Below are 16,784 nucleotides of genomic sequence, written 5' to 3' on the forward strand. Positions count from 1 at the left end.
CGCCATGGAAATATTCGATTCCCTCATGCACGGGTTTGCCGTGGCGCTGCAGCCCGAGCATCTGCTGTTGGCGCTGATCGGCTGTACCGTCGGTACCCTGATTGGGGCCTTGCCGGGGCTGGGCCCGGTGAACGGCGTGGCCTTGATGATCCCGCTGGCGTTCAATTTCGGCCTGGCGCCCACCGCGGCGCTGATCCTGCTGGTCAGCGTCTATTACGGCTGCATGTACGGTGGGCGTATCAGCTCCATCGTGCTCAACATCCCCGGCGACGAGCCGGCAATGATGACGACCCTCGACGGCTACCCGATGGCGCGCAGCGGCCGAGGCGGCGAGGCGCTGGGGCTTTCCGCCGTGGCATCCTTCGTCGGGGCGACCATTGCCACCATCGGGCTGACGCTGTTCGCCCCCCTGCTGGTCTCGGTGGCGATCCGCTTTGGCCCCGCCGAGTACTTCGCCCTGTTCATGCTGGCTTTCGCCACGATCGGCGGCGTGACCTCCGGCAGCTTTACCAAGAGCTTCATCGCGGCCTGCCTGGGGCTGCTGCTGGGCACGGTGGGCATCGATCCCGTCAGCAGCGTGGCCCGCTACACCTTCGGCTGGTACGAGCTATATGACGGGATCGACTATCTGGTGGCGCTGATCGGGCTGTTTGCGATCTCCGAGTGCCTGCTGTTTCTGGAGCGCGACCAGCATCAGCGTGTGGCTCCCATGCAGCTCGGTTCGGCCGTGCCGGGCATGCGGCAATCGCTGAACTGCGCCTCGACCATCGGGCGTGGCTCGGTGATCGGTTTCATCGCCGGCGTGCTGCCGGGGGCGGGGGCCTCGCTCGGCAGCTTCCTTTCCTACGTGCTGGAGAAGCGATGGTGGGGAAGCAAGGGACGCTTCGGAAGCGGGGATCCCCGCGGGGTGGCGGCGCCGGAGTCCGGCAACAACGCCGCCGCCGGCGGTGCCTTGATCCCCATGCTGTCGCTGGGCATTCCGGGGAGTGGCACCACCGCGATCCTGCTGGCGCTGCTGCTGTCGATGAACATCACGCCGGGGCCTCTGCTCTTCGAACAGCAGCCGGATATGGTCTGGGGGCTGGTGGCGGCCCTGTTCATCGGCAATGTCATGCTGCTGGTGCTCAACATCCCGCTGGTGGGGCTGTTCGCCAAGGTGCTGCAGGCTCCGTCGTGGTTCCTGATGCCGATGGTAGTGCTGGTGGCCTTGGTGGGGGTCTATTCGCTCAACAACAGCCCCTTCGATCTCTACATGATGCTGGCCTTCGGCGTGCTCGGGTACGTACTGCGCAAGCTCGAGATTCCGACGGTGCCGGTGGTGCTCGGCCTGCTGCTGGGAGGCCAGATGGAGTTCAATCTGCGACGTGCGATGGCGATCACCGGCGGCGACTGGAGCATCCTGTGGAGCAGCGGCATCTCCATCGGCATCTACCTGTTCGCCATTACCTTGCTGGTCGCCGGCTTGATCTATGCGTTGCTGGTCAAGCAGCGACTGGAGTGAACGAAAAGCGCTGTGGCCGCTTGGGCGAGTCGTCTCCCGGTGCCAGAATGGGATCCTCAAGGAGGAATGCCCATGACGCAGATGACCTGGGAGCGGCTGCTCGATCCGGCCCGGCTCCACGACCGACGCGGGGTGGCCCGCGACGAGGTCGGCCGCAGCCCCTTCCACAAGGATCACGACCGCATCGTCTTCGCCGGCTCCTTCCGCCGCCTGGGGCGCAAGACCCAGGTGCATCCGCTCACCGATAACGATCATATCCACACCCGCTTGACCCATTCGCTGGAAGTGGGCTGCGTGGGCCGCTCGCTGGGCATGAGCGTCGGCGAGGAGCTGCGCCACCGGATGCCGGCCTGGATCACCCCGGCCGACCTGGGCGTGATCGTCCAGGCCGCGTGCCTGGGCCACGATATCGGCAACCCGCCCTTCGGCCATGCCGGCGAGTACGCCATCCGCGACTGGTTCAAGCGTGCCGAGGGCGACGGCAGCGGCCTGCTGGACGAACTCTCCGACGCCGAGCGTGCCGACCTGCTGACCTACGAGGGCAATGCGCAGGGCTTCCGCATCGTCACCCAGATCGAATACAACCAGTTCCGCGGCGGCATGCGCCTGACCGCGGCGACGCTCGGCACCCTGCTCAAGTATCCCTGGACCGTCGAGCACGGCGGGGCCGCCGGCAAGTTCGGCTGCTACCAGAGCGAGGCCCATCTGCTGGCCGAGGTGGCCGAGCGCCTGGGGCTGCTGCCCCAGGGAGAGAATCGCTGGAGCCGGCATCCGCTGGCCTGGCTGGTCGAGGCCGCCGACGACATCTGCTACGCGCTGCTCGACCTGGAGGACGGCCTGGAGATGGGCATCCTCGGTTTCGACGAGGTGGCCGAGGTGCTGACCCAGATCGCCGGCGGCGAGCCGGGCGATTTCCCGTCCATGCAGCGCCAGGGCGTCTCCCAGCGTCGCCGCGTCGCCGCGCTGCGCGGGGCGGCCATGGAGCGGGCAGTGACCGAGGTGGCCTCGGTGTTCGTGCAGCACGAGGGCGAGCTGCTCGGCGGGCGGCTACGCGACGACCTGCTCGAGCTGTGTCATCCAGACCTGGACTGGGGGGTGAAGGCGGCCAAGCAGCTGGCCCGCGAGCGCATCTTCCGCAACGAGCGCAAGGCCAAGCTGGAAATCGGTGCGCATACGACGCTGGGGATCCTGCTGGAGGCCTTTATCGGCGCCGCCCACGAGCTGCATCACACCGGGCGTTCCACTTTCAAGCACCAGCGGGTGCTGGCGCTGATCGGCGAGAACACCCCGCTGCCCTCCTGGTCGCTCTACGACAGCTACCGGCGCATGCTCGACTTCATCGGCGGCATGACCGACCACTACGCCGTGGACCTGGCCCAGGAGATGGGCGGGCGGCTCAAGGGCGACTGAGCCCGACGCTCATGCCGTCAGCTGCAGCGGCGGCTCCCCATCCGGGTCGCGATCATCGTCGCCCAGGCCCAGCACGCGCTGGATGGCCGCGCCGATGCGCTTGCTGCTGTCGGCGATGCCCTGGTTGCCGAACAGCCGGTTGAACTCGAACACGTAGGGATGACCGTCGACCATGGCGATATCGAAGCCGGCGTGGTCGATGCCGAGCCTGCGGGCCAGGTGCAGGGCCAGGTCGACGGCCGCCGCGGGAATGGCCGCATGATCGATGCGCCCGCCCTGGCTGACGTTGGCACGGTAGCCGCCCAGCGGCGTGACGCGCCAGTAGGCGGTGAGCACCTCGCCGCCGACCACCACGATGCGCAGGTCGCGGTCGACGGACAGGCGTGCTTGCGCATACAGCACCGGCTCTTCGGCGACGTGATCGAGCAGCGCCTGGCGCGACTCGATCAGCCGCACGCCCTCGCCCATGGCGCTCTTGATGCGCTTGGCGATGAAGGGGTAGCCGAAGCGCGCCTCGACCTCATCCAGGGCGCTGCGCGAGGTGCCGCGGATCTCGGTGGGCGGCACGTGCTCCGGGCACAGCGCCAGGAAGGCACGGGTCTGCTGGACCTTGTCGTGGCCCAGATGATAGCTGGAAAGGCTCGGGAAGATCCGCGCGCCCAGGCCGTAGACCAGGGCGTTGACCTGCCAGTATTCGGGGAACAGCAGCCAGTCCGCCTGGCGGATCTCCTCCAGGTGGTCGTACATGCGTTCCGGCTTGATATAGCGCACCCCGGGAATGCCGAGAGTGCGAAAAACGTCGAACGTGATGAGTTTCATGGCGATGAAAAGGGCATCTCCTGCGAAGGCGAAGGATTATTGTCCGACGTCACGGTTCTGGCAAGCGTTATCGATATGCGTCGCTTGAGCCTGGAGTCGCCCCGGCGGTTATGCTGAGTAGCCAATGGCATGGAGTGAAGGGAGCGCAATGATCATCGAGCCGATTTCGGCCTGGGCAGTGATGTCTTCGGCGGGCACTACGTCACCCTGCTCAACGTCATCACCGCCCTGCTGGCTCTGGGCGCCTTCCTGTGGGGACGCCGCCAAGGGGGAGGGCACTGTCATTGAGTCGTCTGACGTGGACTAGACGCGCGTGCCGCCGGCCAGGGATAGCGCTGCTGCTGGGACTGCTCTGTGGCTGGCTGGCCCTGGCCTCGCTCTCCCCTGCGGCCCGGGCGGCATCGCCGCTGGACGTCGAAGGCGTCGACCACTACACCCTGGCGCTGACCTGGCATCCCGGCTTCTGCGCCAGCCGTTCTCGTCCCCCCAGGGAGTGCCGCGAGCCGCGCCTGCGGCGAGGCGCCGACGAGCGCTTCGTGCTGCACGGGCTATGGGCCTCGCTGCCGGATGACCTCCGTGAGCAAGGCGTGACGCGCCGCGACTGGTGGCGGAAAGGCTGCTTCCTCGAGACGCCGAGGCCGGATGGCGGCTTCTGCCGGTCGCATGCGCCGTTGGTACTGCCCGAGGCCCTGGGCGAGCGGTTGGATAGGGCCATGCCGGGACGCGCCAGCTGCCTGGATCGCTACCAGTATGCCAAGCACGCGGCCTGCCTGGCGCTGCCCGCCGAGGCGCTGTTCGCCACCTCACTGGGATTGCTCGAGTCGGTCAACGACAGTGCCTTCGGTGACTTCGTGGCACTGCATCGCGGCGGTGAGGTAGGGCGCAACGCACTGATCGGGGCCTTTGAGGCTGCCTTCGGGGAAGATACCGGGCGTGCGCTGCGTCTGGTGTGTCGTGGGCGCGGTAACCGGCTGCTGACCGAGGTGCGTATCGGCATCGATGCCGGCGCCCTCGATCGCTTCCCGGCCGCCGACAGCCTGGTGCGACTCGACCGGGGGCGCTGTGCGTCGCGAGTGAGAATAGCCGGCTTTGACTAAGGCTGCTTTATTGTCGCGCGAAGGGTGGCTAGCATCGGATTGGTTATCTCATGGAGGAGCTGAATGATGTCTCTCGACGTTGTCATGACATTCCTGCCCGCCTGCTTCGCGCTCAATATGGCTTTTGGGCCTAGCAACTTGCTGGCGATGTCCAATGCCGCCCGCCAAGGCATCTGGGCCGCGATCAGTGCTTCACTTGGAAGGGTCTTGGCATTCGTGCCGATGATCGCCATCGCGGGTATCGGTCTGGGAGCGGTTCTGCAGACGTCTGCCTGGCTGTTTCTGGCCATCAAGTGGCTGGGCGCGGCCTATCTTGTTTGGCTGGGCGTCAAACTGCTGCGTGCGCCCGCGCCCGCTGCAGGGGCGGAGGGAGCACCCGCCTTGTCGTGGTGGCGGTTGGTGCGACAGGAGTTTGTGGTCGCCGCGGGCAACCCCAAGGCTATCCTGATCTTCACTGCCTTCTTTCCACAGTTTGTTGAGCCTGAGCACTATGTGACAAGTTTCATCTCGATAGGCGCCATCTTCTTGGTGCTCGAGGTCGTGGCCGTGGCACTTTATGCGGCATTGGGGCTCAGAGTCGGTCGTTGGTGGAGCGGCCGAGTGCTTCCCTGGTTCAACCGTGTCAGCGGTGCCGCCATGGTCGGGTTCGGGGCGATGCTCGCACTCATGAAGCGCCCAGGTCTCGAGAGCTGAGCCAGTCTCATCGCGGTACGCGGCGATGCGAGTGTGGGCCGGCGATCACCGCGAGGCGTGGCGATGCGAGTGTGGGCCGGCGATCACCGCGGGGCGCGGCGATGCGAGTGTGGGCCGGCGATCACCGCGAGGCGTGGCGATGTAGGTCGATGGGGCAGTGATCAGCGCGGGGCGCGGCGATGGATGGCGGCGATCACCGCGTCGTGGGTGGCGTCGTCGAGCGTGGCCAGCCGCTGCTCGGGAAGCCGGTCGGCCAGGGCGTCGCCGCTGACTACCAGCAGGTCGTCGGCGGCCTCGGCGTGTTCGATCTGCCAGCCCGGCAGGGCCAGTACGCCTTTCACCGGCACCGCTCGCCCCAGCTCCTTTTCCAGCCACACGGTCAGCCACCGCACTGAGCGCCGCGTATCGCGCAGCGGGCCGCGTTCGTTCCAGTCGGGGAAGCGCAGCCGTTCGCGCTCCACGGTGACCCGGTTGTCCTCTGCGCCAGAGGGGAGCACCGTCGGGCTGCGCGCCCAGGTCTCGATGACGAAGACCCCGTGGGGGGTGATCGCCACGTGATCAAGGGTGTCGTCGGCGCCGGGCACGTCGTGGAAGACGAAGTAGGGATGCGACTCGGGATGGATCAGACGTTCGAGCTCCTGGCCGACCGCCAGCTCGCAGGCCAGGCCCAGCTTGAGGCGGCGGATGCGCTGGAAGTCGCGGATCAGCCGGAAGCAGAACACCAGCACCAGCAGCGTGGACAGGGCCCCGTAGAGGCTCCACTCCAGCCAGTTCTGCTCGTCGGCGAACAGCATCCGCCCCATGCCGTAGACCAGCGGCACCATGATCACGATGGGCCCCAGGGCGCCGTTGAGGAACAGGCTGGCGAAGGCGCGGTCCAGGCGGTCGCGCAGCGACTGGCCGGGCTCGCGCAGCGGGTGGGCGTCGAAGGGCGAGCTGACGCGGGCGTCGTGCAGGTTGCGCAGGCCCACCACGATCACCGCGGTCGCTGCCAGGGGGAACAGGAAGATGAGGGGAAGCAGGTATTCCAACCAGGCCATCGGGAGTCCTTGCCCGTGGGAGACCCTGCCCATTCTAGACAACCTTGTGCGCTCGGGGCCATGCTCGGTTGGTTGAGTGGTGAGGAATGAAGAGTGCTATGAGCGACATTGATGTGCCCCCGCCTGCTACCGGTCTCGAGACCCTGGTGGACTTCGTGGCGAGCACACCGCGCCTCGCCGTGCTGACCGGGGCCGGGGTCAGCACCGCCAGTGGCATCCCCGACTATCGCGATGACAGCGGCGACTGGAAGCGCTCGCCGCCCATGCAGCATCGCGTGTTCATGGGCAGCCATGCCGCGCGCCAGCGCTACTGGGCACGGGCGCTGATCGGCTTTCGCGCCCTGCAGGAGGCGCGCCCCAACGACGCCCACCGAGCCCTGGCTAGGCTCGAGGCCGCGGGGCGAGTGGCCGGCATCATCACCCAGAACGTCGATGGCCTGCATCGGCGGGCCGGCTCGCGGCGGGTGATCGAGCTGCACGGCCGCGCCGACCTGGTGCGCTGCATGGGCTGCGGGGCGACGCGCATGCGCCACGATCTGCACGCCGAGCTGGCCGAGCGCAATCCCCAATGGCTCGATAGCGGCGCCCGGGCGGGCCCGGACGGCGACGCCGACCTGGAGGCGGACTTCGGCGGCTTCCGGGTGCCGGACTGCACGCGCTGCGGCGACGGCATCTGGAAGCCCGATGTGGTGTTCTTCGGCGATAGCGTGCCGCGGTCGCGGGTGGACGAGGCCTTCGCACTGGTGGCGGAGGCCGATGGCCTGCTGGTGGTGGGCTCGTCGCTGATGGTCTACTCAGGCTTTCGCTTCGCCCGCGAGGCCGCCCGGGCGGGCAAGCCACTGGCCTGCCTCAACCTCGGCCGCACCCGCGCCGACGACCTCTACACGCTCAAGGTGGCGGCCGGCGCCGAAACGGGGCTGACTGCCTTGGTCGAAGGACTGGACGACATGGCGCTGCGTCCCGCCGACCAGGCCTGATCCGGAAAGTCGACGCTCCCGACACGTTTTCGACTCCTGGGAAGCGCTGATTTATGTCGCGAGCGACGAGAGGCTGGCCGCCGCCGGAACGCAGAAACCGGAGTTTACATGTCCGTAAATGAGGATTTTGACCGGGCTCGCGCACGAGTACCGCCGGCGGCCAGGATATCGAGCGCAGCAATAAATCAGTGTTTCCCCACTAGCCGCCGGCCAGCTTGACCTTATAGCCTCGTTTCTCCAGCTCGCCCTTCAGCACCTCGCGCTGGTCGCCCTGGATCTCGATCACGCCGTCCTTGAGGGCGCCGCCGGTGCCGCAGCGCTTCTTGAGCTCCTTGGCCAGGGTCTTGAGCCCGTCGGCCTTGAGCGGCACGCCTTCGACCAGGGTCACACCCTTGCCCTTGCGCCCCTTGGTCTCGCGGCGCAGGCGCACGATGCCGTCCAGGCCCGCCAGGCGTTCTTCCTCGGCGGCCTCGGCGCATCGGCAGTCGGCGATCGGCTGGCGACAGTCGGGGCAGGTGTCGCCGTGTTCGGTGGAGTAGACCAGGCCGCGCAGCTGGTCCTGCAGGGATGCCATGGGGCCTCCTGGGCGATGCGGATGTGGTGCCGATGATAAAGCGGGGAGGCTCAGCGGTCGATCCAGTCGATGAAGATCGCGAACAGCTCGGCCTGGGAGCTCACCGCGAACTTGGCGTAGAGGTTCTTGCGGTGCATGCGCACCGTCTCCGGGGAGATGCCCAGCTCCCGTGCGCTGGACTTGGCCGAGTGGCCGCGCAGCAGCAGCCGGCACACCTGCTGCTCGCGCTCGGTGAGCCGATCGGCGCCGAAGCGTTGGAAGGCGCCACGCAGTCGGTCGGTGAGCGGGTTCGGCGAGGCGTCGGCCGGCGGTGTGTCGGCAGTCTGCCAGTGGCGATGTCCCAGGGCCAGCACCATGGGCGCCAGGGCGCGCAGGGTGTCCAGCTCATGTCGCGTGAAGGGCGCGGCGCTCAGGCCGTGGTAGAGGCAGATGGAGATGCGCTGTCCCGGCGCCAGGTCGAGCAGGAAGTAGCAGTCTTCCACCGAGCCCGCCTCCAGGTAGTAGACCCGGTAGTATTCGCTGCGGAAAAAGTCGTCTGGGGCGATCTCGGCCAGGTGGTGGAAGCCTTCGCCTAGGCCCTGGTCGACGGCCAGGCAGAAGGGGTCGAGCAGGTAGCCGCGGGAGAAGTAGCGGCCGAGGATACGGTCGCGGCCCTCGGGCGGGATGCCGCGCTGATAGAGCAATCTGGGTGCCTGGCGGGCGTCCTCGAGGATCACCAGCGCCGATTCGGTAGGTACAAGGCAGTCGATGGCCGCGATCAGGGCCTCGGTGAAGCCTGGTTGGTGGCACCGGGCATGGGCTTCGGCCAGGGCGCGGTGCCAGCCCTCGAGCGCGGTGAGCGAGAGGTCTGGCGAGGGCGTGTCGGACGTGCGGGGCGATGGCGTCGCGATGGTCGGCCTCCGGGGCAAGGCAGGAGCGCGGGGCGCCCTTACCCCACCCAATTGGGGTATGGGGGCGGCGTCAGGAGGCTGCCTATACTGCCGCCACTCTTTGCCGCCGTCAGGATGCGTATGACCAATATCACCGAATCGAAACGTTTTTCCAATCGCGACCACGCCCGCCTCACCGACGCCGACAAGGCGCACTACATGCATGGCTACCATGTCTTCGACGATCATCGCGAGCAGGGCTCGCTGACCATCGTCGACGGCGAAGGGGCCCATATCCAGGACACTGAAGGTCAGCGGTATCTGGATGCCGTTGGCGGCATGTGGTGCACCAACATCGGCCTGGGCCGCGAGGAGATGGTCGAGGCCATCGCCGACCAGACCCGCCGCCTCGCCTATTCCAACTCTTTCGCCGACATGGCCAACGACCGCGCCATCGAGCTCAGCGAGAAGCTGGCCGAGCTGGCGCCGGGCGACCTGAACCGCGTGTTCCTGACCACCGGCGGCTCCACCGCGGTCGACACCGCCATCCGCCTGGTGCACTTCTACCAGAACTGCCGCGGCAAGCCCGAGAAGAAGCAGGTCATCACCCGCATCAACGCCTACCATGGCTCGACCTACCTGACCATGTCGCTGGGCGGCAAGCAGGCCGACCGCCCGCCGGAGTTCGACTTCCTCTCCGAGGGCATTCACCACCTGAGCTGCCCCTACCCCTATCGGGAGGCGCGGGGCCGCAGCGAGGCCGAGTTCCTCGACGCCCTGGTCGCGGAGTTCGAGGCCAGGATCGCCGAAGTCGGCGCGGAGCGCATCGGCGCCTTCCTGGCCGAGCCGATCATGGGCTCCGGCGGCGTGATCATTCCCCCCGAGGGCTATCACCGCCGCATGTGGGAGGTCTGCCAGCGCCACGACATCCTCTACATCTCCGACGAGGTGGTGACCTCCTTCGGTCGCCTCGGTCACTTCTTCGCCTCCGAGGACGAGTTCGGCGTGGTGCCGGACATCATCACCACCGCCAAGGGCCTGACCTCCGGCTATCAGCCGCTGGGCGCCTGCATCTTCTCCGAGCGGCTGTGGGAGGTGATCGCCGAGCCCGGCACCGGGCGCTGCTTCAGCCACGGCTTCACCTACTCCGGTCACCCGGTGGCCTGCGCCGCGGCGCTGAAGAACATCGAGATCATCGAGCGCGAGGCGTTGCTGCCGCGGGCCCGCGAGGTGGGGCGCTACTTCGAGGAACGCCTGGCCACCCTGGCCGAGCTGCCGATCGTCGGCGAGGTGCGCGCCAAGTGCTTCATGGCCTGCGTGGAGTTCGTCGCCGACAAGGCCACCCGCGAGCTGTTCCCCGAGGAACTCAACATCGGCGAATGGGTCCACCTGCGCGCCGAGCGGCGCGGCCTGCTGGTGCGGCCGATCGTGCACCTCAATGTCATGTCCCCCGCCGTGACCCTGACCCACCAGGAGGTCGACGTCATCGTCGACGTGCTGCGCGACAGCATCCTCGAGACCGTCGAGGACCTGCGCGCCGCCGGGCACTGGTGAGGCCCGCTCGCGCGGCATGACCGCCGCGCGAGTCCCCTCGTCCATCCCCGCTTCGCGACTCGGGCGTTCGGCGCCCGAGTCGCACGTCACGCTGAACTTCCTCCTGGCTGGAGTCTTTCTCATGGAAGTCAACAAGAACAAGGTACTGCGGTGCCGCGACGTCACCCTGTACACCGTCTCGGCGATGCTGTTCATGGACCAGATCGCCCTGGCCGCCTCGCTGGGCTCGACCAGCCTGTTCTGGTGGGCCTACGTGCTGGTGCTGCTGTTCCTGCCCATGGCGATGATGACCTCGGAACTCGGCACCGCCTACCCGAGCAACGGCGGCGTCTATCACTGGGTGCGCACCGCCTTCGGCTTTCGCTGGGGTGCCCGGGTGTCCTGGATGTACTGGGTCAACAACGCCCTGTGGATGCCCTCGGTCTACATCCTGTTCGCCAGCATGCTCAGCGCCTTCTACTTCCCCGACATGAGCCTGTGGCTGCAGATCTTCATCGGCTGCAGCCTGGCGCTGGTGACCTCGCTGTGCACCAGCGCGAGCCTGCGCATCGGCAAGTGGCTGCCCAACATCGGGGCGGTGCTGAAGCTGATCTCGGTGCTGGTGCTGCTGGTAGGCGGCCTGCGCTACGGCTACAACGAGGGCTTCGCCAACCCCTTCACCCTGGACGGCATCGTGCCGTCCTCGCCGGCGGCCATCGCCGCCCTGGGGGTGATGGTATACGGCATCATGGGCACCGAGCTTGCCTGCTGCAGCGCCGCCGAGATGGTCGCGCCGCGTCGCGACATCCCCCGGGCGGTGCTGGCCTCGGGGCTGTTGATCGCCGCCTTCAACGTGCTGGGCACCATCGGGGTACTGGCCGCGGTGCCCACCGACCAGACCGACGTCACCACCATCTTCGCCGAGTCGCTGTTCAACATGTACGGCCACGAGGGCTGGGGCGGCCTGCTGGCTAACCTGGTGGGCGGCTTCGTGCTCTTCACCTTCTTCACCAACATGGTGACCTGGAGCATGGGCACCAATCGCGCCGCGGTGGAGGCCGCCCACGCCGGTGAGTTCCCCCGGGTGTTCGGCATCGTGCATCCGCGCCATGACACGCCGGTGGGCTCGGCGCTGCTGGCCTCCACGGTGAGCATCCTGGTGATGCTGGTCTACGGCCTGGTGGCCGATACCGCCGAGGGCCTGTTCTGGACCCTGCTGTCGATCTTCGCGATGATCTTCATGATGCCCTACGTGCTGATGTGCCTGGCCTTCATCAAGCTGCGGCTGAGCAGCGACGCGCCGCGTCCCTTCCGCTTGCCGCTGGGCAATCGCCTGGCCTGCCTGTGGGCCGCGGTGGTCGGGCTGCACGTGGTCGCCGGCATCGTGCTATTCGTGGTGACCCCCGGCGAGCCGATGGACTGGGATTACGCGGGCAAGATCCTCGCCGGCGTGTTTCTGGCCCTGGCGATCGGCGAGGTCATGATCGGCCTCGGGCGGCGGCAGAAGCGGCGTCGTCGGCCCGTCGCGGAGCCGGCAGTGCCGGGCTGAGGCGACGACACGCCTGCCGCCACGTAAGGGCCCACCCCGCCGGGAGTGGGCCCATGCGTTGATGGGATTCAGTCGAGCGTGGCGGGGGCGAGGCGCCGGGCCAGCTCGGCGACCACCGCCGGCAGCTCGCCGGCGTGGCCGATGGCGATGGCGCCCTCGGGGGTGGTTTCCTCCTCGGGGAAGCGATTCAGGTGGACCACCTGCATGCCGGCATCGAGCCCGGCCGCCACGCCCACCGCGGCGTCGTCGATCACCACGCAGCGCTCGGGCGGATGGCCCATTGCTTCGGCGGCCTTGAGATAGAGCGCCGGGTCGGGTTTCCACACGCCCAGGGTATAGGCGCTGAACAGCCGTTCGCCGAAGTGGGGTGCCAGGCCGGTGCTGTCCATGGCGCAGCGGATCTTGCGCTCGGGGCCGTTGGAGACGACAGCCTTGGGGTAGGCGGCCAGCGCCTCGAGGACTGCCGGCATGCCGTCGATCGCCTGGAGCTCCGCGCGCATGCGCGTCTCCATCTGCCTGCGCATCTCGTCTTCCGCCGACTGGCGCTGATCCTCGTCTAGGTCGCCGTGGCGGGCCTCCAGGGCCTGGACGATGGCCAGGAAGCGTACGCCACGGTACTCGTCCATGTACTGGCGGGCGGTGAACGGCAGGCCGTGGCGCGGCAGCGTCTCCGCCATCACGTCGGCCAGCAGGATCTCGCTGTCGACCAGGGTGCCGTCGGAGTCGAAGAGCAGGCAGAGGGGAGCGGTCATGGTGTCCTCGTTCGAGATGAAGGGGCTCAGGCGCCAGCCGTGGCCGGCTCGTTGACCGGGCTGAGCGGTCGTTCGCCCGACAGTGCCAGGCGGATGTTGTCCACCGCGCGCTGGCTCATGGCGCGGCGGGTCTCGTGGGTCGCCGAGCCGATGTGGGGCAGGGCCACGACGTTGGCCATGTGCGGCAGCGGCGAGTCCGTCGGCAGCGGCTCGCGCTCGAAGACGTCGAGGCCGGCGGCGCGGATCTGCCCGACCTTCAGGGCCTCGATCAGCGCGGCTTCGTCGACCACCTTGCCGCGGGCGATGTTGACGAAGATCGTCGAGGGGCGCATCAGGGCGAACTCGCGCGCACCGATCAGCCGTTCGGTCTCGGCGCTCAGCGGCACCGTCACGCACACGAAGTCGGCCTCGCCGAGCAGGGCGTCGAGCTCGCGGCGCTGGGCGCTCAATTCTTCTTCCAGTGCCGGCTTGGGCGAGGCGTTGGAGTAGAGGATGCGCATGCCGAAGCCCAGCGCGCCGCGGCGGGCGATGGCCGCGCCGATGCGGCCCATGCCGATCATCCCCAGGGTCTTGCCGTGGATGTCGCTGCCGAAATGCGTCTCGCCGAGGGAGGCCTGCCAGTCGCCGCGCCGAACGAAATCGGCCAGCTCCACGGCCCGGCGTGCGGTGGCCATGATCAGCAGGAAACCGGTGTCGGCGGTGGTCTCGGTGAGCACGTCCGGGGTGTTGCACAGCTGGATGCCGCGCCGCGTCAGTTCCTCGACCGGATAGGCGTCGACGCCCACCGAGACGCTGGAGATGGCCTCCAGCTGGGGAGCTGCGTCGAGCAGCGTCGGGGTGATCGGCTGACCGGCACCGACCAGGCCATGGGCCTCGGCCAAGGCAGCGCGGAAGGCCGGATCGTCGAGATCCTCCAGATGGCCGAAGTCGTCGACGTGGAAGTCACGCGTCAACTGGGTCAGCAGGTCTTCTGGGAGACGGCGGTAGACGACGATTCGCTTGGTCATGCAGAGATCCTCATTCCGGAGTGGGGAGACTGGCTTCGAGCTCGGCGAGAAGGGCGCGGGTGGGGAGGCCCTCCATGTCGCCGAGTACCTGCACCGCCAGGGCGCCGATCAGGTTACCGCGCTCGAGTGCTTCACGCGGTGCACGGCCGTCGAGCAGGGCGCTGACCGCACCGACCGCGAAGCCGTCGCCGGCGCCCACCGTATCGACGACCTCGGACACCGCCATCCCTGGCACGGTGAAGCTCGTTTCTCGGCCATCGAGGGTACCACGGTAGTAGCTGCCCTCCGGGCCGAGCTTGATGATGACCGCCTTGGCGCCACGCTCCAGATAGAAGCTGGCGATGTCGTGAGGCGTCTCCAGGCCGGTCAAGCGGCGCCCCTCGGCGAGGCCGGGCAGTACCCAGTCGGCCTTGGCGGCCATGGCGTTGAGGGTGTCGCGCATCTCGCTCTCGCTGGCCCACAGGCTGGGGCGCAGGTTCGGGTCGAAGGAGATGCTGGCACCAGCTTGCCGGGCCCGGTCGAGCATGTGCCAGGACAGTTCGCGGCAGCTCGCCGAGACCGCCGGGGGAATGCCGGTGGCGTGCAGATGGCGGGCGGCGGCGAAATCCACCGCTTCGGCATCGCTCGGCGACAGCCGGCTGGCGGCGCTGCTGCGGCGGAAGTACTCGACGCGGGGATCTGCACCGCCCTCGGCGCGTTCCTTGAACACCAGGCCGGTAGAGGCGGCGGGATCGGTGATCAGGTGGCGGCAGTCCAGTCCCTCGGTCTCCAGGGTGCGGCGGATATAGCGACCGAAGGCATCGTCGCCGACTCGGCTCAGCCAGCCGACCTGGAACCCCAGTCGTGCCAGGCCGATGGCAACGTTGGTGTCGGCGCCGGCAATGCGGCGCTGGAAGCGTTCGATCTCGTCGAGGTCGCCGGGGGCATCGGCGACGAACAACGTCATGGCCTCGCCGAAGGCGAGGATCTCGGGGGCGGGAGAAGGCGTCGACATGGGCAATACCTCGTGTGGTTTGGGAACGTTACCATTCGGGCGCGAGGACGTGTTAACCGGGCACTCCGGTGGTGCCTGGTGGCATCAGCGTCGTGTCGAGCCGCGGGCGATGAGTTCGGGCGTAAAGAGGGTCCGTCGGGACGGTGCGGGCCGTTCGGGGGCGGCCAGGCGCTGGAGGAGGCTGTCGACCGCGGCTCGGCCGATCGCCTCCGTCGGCTGGGCCAGGGTGGTGATGCCCGGCGCGACCAACGCGCACCAGTCGAGCTCGTCGATGCCGATCAGCCCGGTCTCGCCGAGCGTCACGTCCAGTGCCTGCAGCGCCCGGGTCACCGCCAGGGTGACGTTGCCGTTGGCGCACAGCACGGCCTTGGGCGCGTGCGATGGGCGTTCGAGGAAGCCGGCGAGGGCCCGTTCCAGCGCCGGAGCGTCATCCAGCGACAGGCAGCAGGTCTCGCCCTGCAGCCCGTCGGCATCGAGTCGCTCGCGGAAACGGTGCAGGCGCTGCTGGCGCGAACTGGCCTGCGCCGCGGGCTCGCTGACATAGAGCAGCTCGCCATAGCCCCGGGCCCGCAGGTGGTCGATGGCGGCATCAATGGCCTGGTCGTTGTCGAGGCCCACCATGTCGGCCTCGACCTCGTCCAGCTCGCGGTCGAGCAGCACCAGCGGGGTGCTCTGGGCGGCCAGGGCCTCGAGCTCGCTGCCGGGGCTGCCGGCGACGTTGATCACCAGGCCCTCGACGCGGTAGGCGGCGAGCAGCGCCAGGTGGTCGCGCTCCTGAGCCGGGTCGTTGTCGGTGTTGCAGACCATCAGCGAGAAGCCATGCGCCCGGCAGGCCTGCTCCACGCCGTGCATCACCGCCACCGAGAAGGGGTTGCGGATGTCGGCCACCAGCATGCCGATCAGTCGTGAGCGACCGGCCTTGAGGCCGCGGGCCATCTGATTGGGGCGATAGCCCAGTCGCCCGGCGCTGGAGGCGATGCGTCGCTGCATGTCAGGCGACAGCCGGTCGCGCTCGCCGGCGAAGTAGCGTGAGACGCTGGTCTTGGAGACGCCGGCATCGCGGGCGACTTCGAGGATGGTGGCGCGACGGGGAGACTCTGTCATGGGGGGCATCGCTAAGATGGGAACGTTCCCATCGTAGTCCTGGCAATTGCTATGGGCAAGCGGCCCGGCGCTAGACGAAGGTCGTGCAGGGACACGTCGGCTGCGATGGACGCCGGGCCTCAGGCTCGGGAGACGGCGGCGGTGCGGCTCTTCTCTAGATTCGATATCACCGTGGGCAGCTGGAACATGCTGGTGATCATGATGGCCCCTTCCGGCGTCTCTTCGGCATCGGGGAAGCGATTGAGATGGATGACCGTCATGCCGGCATTCAGCGCGGCCTGCACGCCGACCAGGGCATCGTCGATGGCCACGCAGTCTTCGGGCGCATAGCCCATCAGCGCGGCGGCATGGCGGTACAGGCAGGGGTCGGGCTTCCAGCATTGCGCCTCGTAGGCGCTGAACAAGTAATCGCCGAACAGGGCTTCGAGGTCGGTGGCAATCAGTGAGGTGCGGATCTTGCTGACCGGGCCGTTGGAGACCACGCCCATCGGGTGGCCGGAGAGGGTGGCCAGGGCCTCGGTGGCGCCGCTGATGGGGGTGAGGTCAGTGGCCAGGCGACGATTGAGGTTGGCGCGCATGTCACGCTCCAGCACCTCGAGGCGGTCGGCGTCGACGGCGCCGTGGCGGCGCTCCAGTTCGGCGACGATGTGGCGAAAGCGGGCGCCACGGAACTCTCCGATATAGTCGCTGGCCCGGAAGGGCAGGCCCACCGCGGTGAGGCTGGTTTCCATCTCCGAGGCCAACAGCGGTTCGCTGTCGACCAGGGTGCCGTCGCAATCGAAGAGCAGGCAGAGTGGGCGTGCCATCACCGGGACCTCGCAGGCGTATCAATCAGCTATGACGTTAGTGTGTCACATCGTCAGAC

The 16,784-nt window shown here is 68.0% G+C and carries 16 protein-coding genes; 7 read left to right on the forward strand and 9 right to left on the reverse strand.

Annotation, left to right across the window (positions count from 1 at the left end; translation table 11 throughout):
- The first annotated feature begins 4 nt into the window (after positions 1-4).
- Both ACGTN6_RS15815 and ACGTN6_RS15820 read left to right on the forward strand, forming a co-directional pair.
- Positions 5-1,501, forward strand: a complete 1,497-nt coding sequence (locus tag ACGTN6_RS15815) for a tripartite tricarboxylate transporter permease (RefSeq protein ID WP_394593358.1) — start codon at positions 5-7, stop codon at positions 1,499-1,501.
- Between the two features lie 72 nt (positions 1,502-1,573).
- A complete protein-coding gene (locus ACGTN6_RS15820) occupies positions 1,574-2,911 on the forward strand; it encodes a deoxyguanosinetriphosphate triphosphohydrolase (protein ID WP_394593360.1) in 1,338 nt (445 codons plus the stop codon).
- 9 nt (positions 2,912-2,920) lie between these two features.
- On the opposite strand, the gene ACGTN6_RS15825 is transcribed toward ACGTN6_RS15820, so the two are convergent.
- Positions 2,921-3,730 carry an ATP-grasp domain-containing protein gene (locus ACGTN6_RS15825; RefSeq protein WP_394593362.1) on the reverse strand — a complete coding sequence of 270 codons (810 nt, stop codon included), beginning with the start codon at positions 3,728-3,730 and terminating at the stop codon, positions 2,921-2,923.
- Positions 3,731-4,014: 284 nt separating this feature from the next.
- Here ACGTN6_RS15825 and ACGTN6_RS15830 point away from each other — a divergent pair, with 284 nt between their 5' ends.
- On the forward strand, positions 4,015-4,827 hold the full coding sequence (locus tag ACGTN6_RS15830; RefSeq protein ID WP_394593364.1) for a ribonuclease I: 813 nt from the start codon (positions 4,015-4,017) through the stop codon (positions 4,825-4,827).
- A gap of 63 nt (positions 4,828-4,890) precedes the next feature.
- Complete coding sequence (locus tag ACGTN6_RS15835) at positions 4,891-5,520, forward strand: LysE family translocator (RefSeq protein ID WP_394593367.1); 630 nt, start codon at positions 4,891-4,893, stop codon at positions 5,518-5,520.
- Positions 5,521-5,681: 161 nt separating this feature from the next.
- Here the strand turns inward: ACGTN6_RS15835 and ACGTN6_RS15840 are convergent, their stop codons facing one another.
- On the reverse strand, positions 5,682-6,560 hold the full coding sequence (locus ACGTN6_RS15840) for a nuclease-related domain-containing protein (RefSeq protein WP_394593370.1): 879 nt from the start codon (positions 6,558-6,560) through the stop codon (positions 5,682-5,684).
- A 98-nt stretch (positions 6,561-6,658) separates the two neighbouring features.
- Here ACGTN6_RS15840 and ACGTN6_RS15845 point away from each other — a divergent pair, with 98 nt between their 5' ends.
- Entirely contained in the window at positions 6,659-7,537 is an 879-nt protein-coding gene (locus tag ACGTN6_RS15845) for an NAD-dependent protein deacetylase (protein WP_394593373.1), read from the forward strand.
- A gap of 199 nt (positions 7,538-7,736) precedes the next feature.
- Here the strand turns inward: ACGTN6_RS15845 and ACGTN6_RS15850 are convergent, their stop codons facing one another.
- Positions 7,737-8,111, reverse strand: coding sequence for a translation initiation factor Sui1 (locus ACGTN6_RS15850; RefSeq protein ID WP_394593376.1), 375 nt, complete (start codon positions 8,109-8,111; stop codon positions 7,737-7,739).
- A 50-nt stretch (positions 8,112-8,161) separates the two neighbouring features.
- On the reverse strand, positions 8,162-9,019 hold the full coding sequence (locus ACGTN6_RS15855) for a helix-turn-helix transcriptional regulator (RefSeq protein ID WP_394593378.1): 858 nt from the start codon (positions 9,017-9,019) through the stop codon (positions 8,162-8,164).
- Positions 9,020-9,121: 102 nt separating this feature from the next.
- Here ACGTN6_RS15855 and ACGTN6_RS15860 point away from each other — a divergent pair, with 102 nt between their 5' ends.
- The gene (locus ACGTN6_RS15860; protein WP_394593380.1) at positions 9,122-10,534 is read left to right on the forward strand and encodes an aminotransferase; all 1,413 of its coding nucleotides are present in this window, start codon (positions 9,122-9,124) and stop codon (positions 10,532-10,534) included.
- Positions 10,535-10,655: 121 nt separating this feature from the next.
- On the forward strand, positions 10,656-12,062 hold the full coding sequence (locus tag ACGTN6_RS15865; protein ID WP_394593382.1) for an APC family permease: 1,407 nt from the start codon (positions 10,656-10,658) through the stop codon (positions 12,060-12,062).
- Positions 12,063-12,130: 68 nt separating this feature from the next.
- Here the strand turns inward: ACGTN6_RS15865 and ACGTN6_RS15870 are convergent, their stop codons facing one another.
- From ACGTN6_RS15870 to ACGTN6_RS15890, 5 genes are all read right to left on the reverse strand, one after another.
- Entirely contained in the window at positions 12,131-12,814 is a 684-nt protein-coding gene (locus tag ACGTN6_RS15870; protein WP_394593384.1) for an HAD-IA family hydrolase, read from the reverse strand.
- A 26-nt stretch (positions 12,815-12,840) separates the two neighbouring features.
- Complete coding sequence (locus ACGTN6_RS15875) at positions 12,841-13,821, reverse strand: 2-hydroxyacid dehydrogenase (RefSeq protein WP_394593387.1); 981 nt, start codon at positions 13,819-13,821, stop codon at positions 12,841-12,843.
- Between the two features lie 10 nt (positions 13,822-13,831).
- The gene (locus tag ACGTN6_RS15880) at positions 13,832-14,815 is read right to left on the reverse strand and encodes a sugar kinase (RefSeq protein ID WP_394593389.1); all 984 of its coding nucleotides are present in this window, start codon (positions 14,813-14,815) and stop codon (positions 13,832-13,834) included.
- 84 nt (positions 14,816-14,899) lie between these two features.
- Complete coding sequence (locus ACGTN6_RS15885) at positions 14,900-15,919, reverse strand: LacI family DNA-binding transcriptional regulator (RefSeq protein ID WP_394593392.1); 1,020 nt, start codon at positions 15,917-15,919, stop codon at positions 14,900-14,902.
- Positions 15,920-16,038: 119 nt separating this feature from the next.
- Positions 16,039-16,725 (reverse strand): HAD-IA family hydrolase, encoded by a 687-nt coding sequence (locus ACGTN6_RS15890; protein ID WP_394593394.1) that lies wholly within the window; start codon positions 16,723-16,725, stop codon positions 16,039-16,041.
- Positions 16,726-16,784 lie beyond the last annotated feature (59 nt).

Source organism: Halomonas sp. B23F22_20, from assembly GCF_043496985.1.
Lineage (GTDB): Bacteria > Pseudomonadota > Gammaproteobacteria > Pseudomonadales > Halomonadaceae > Halomonas.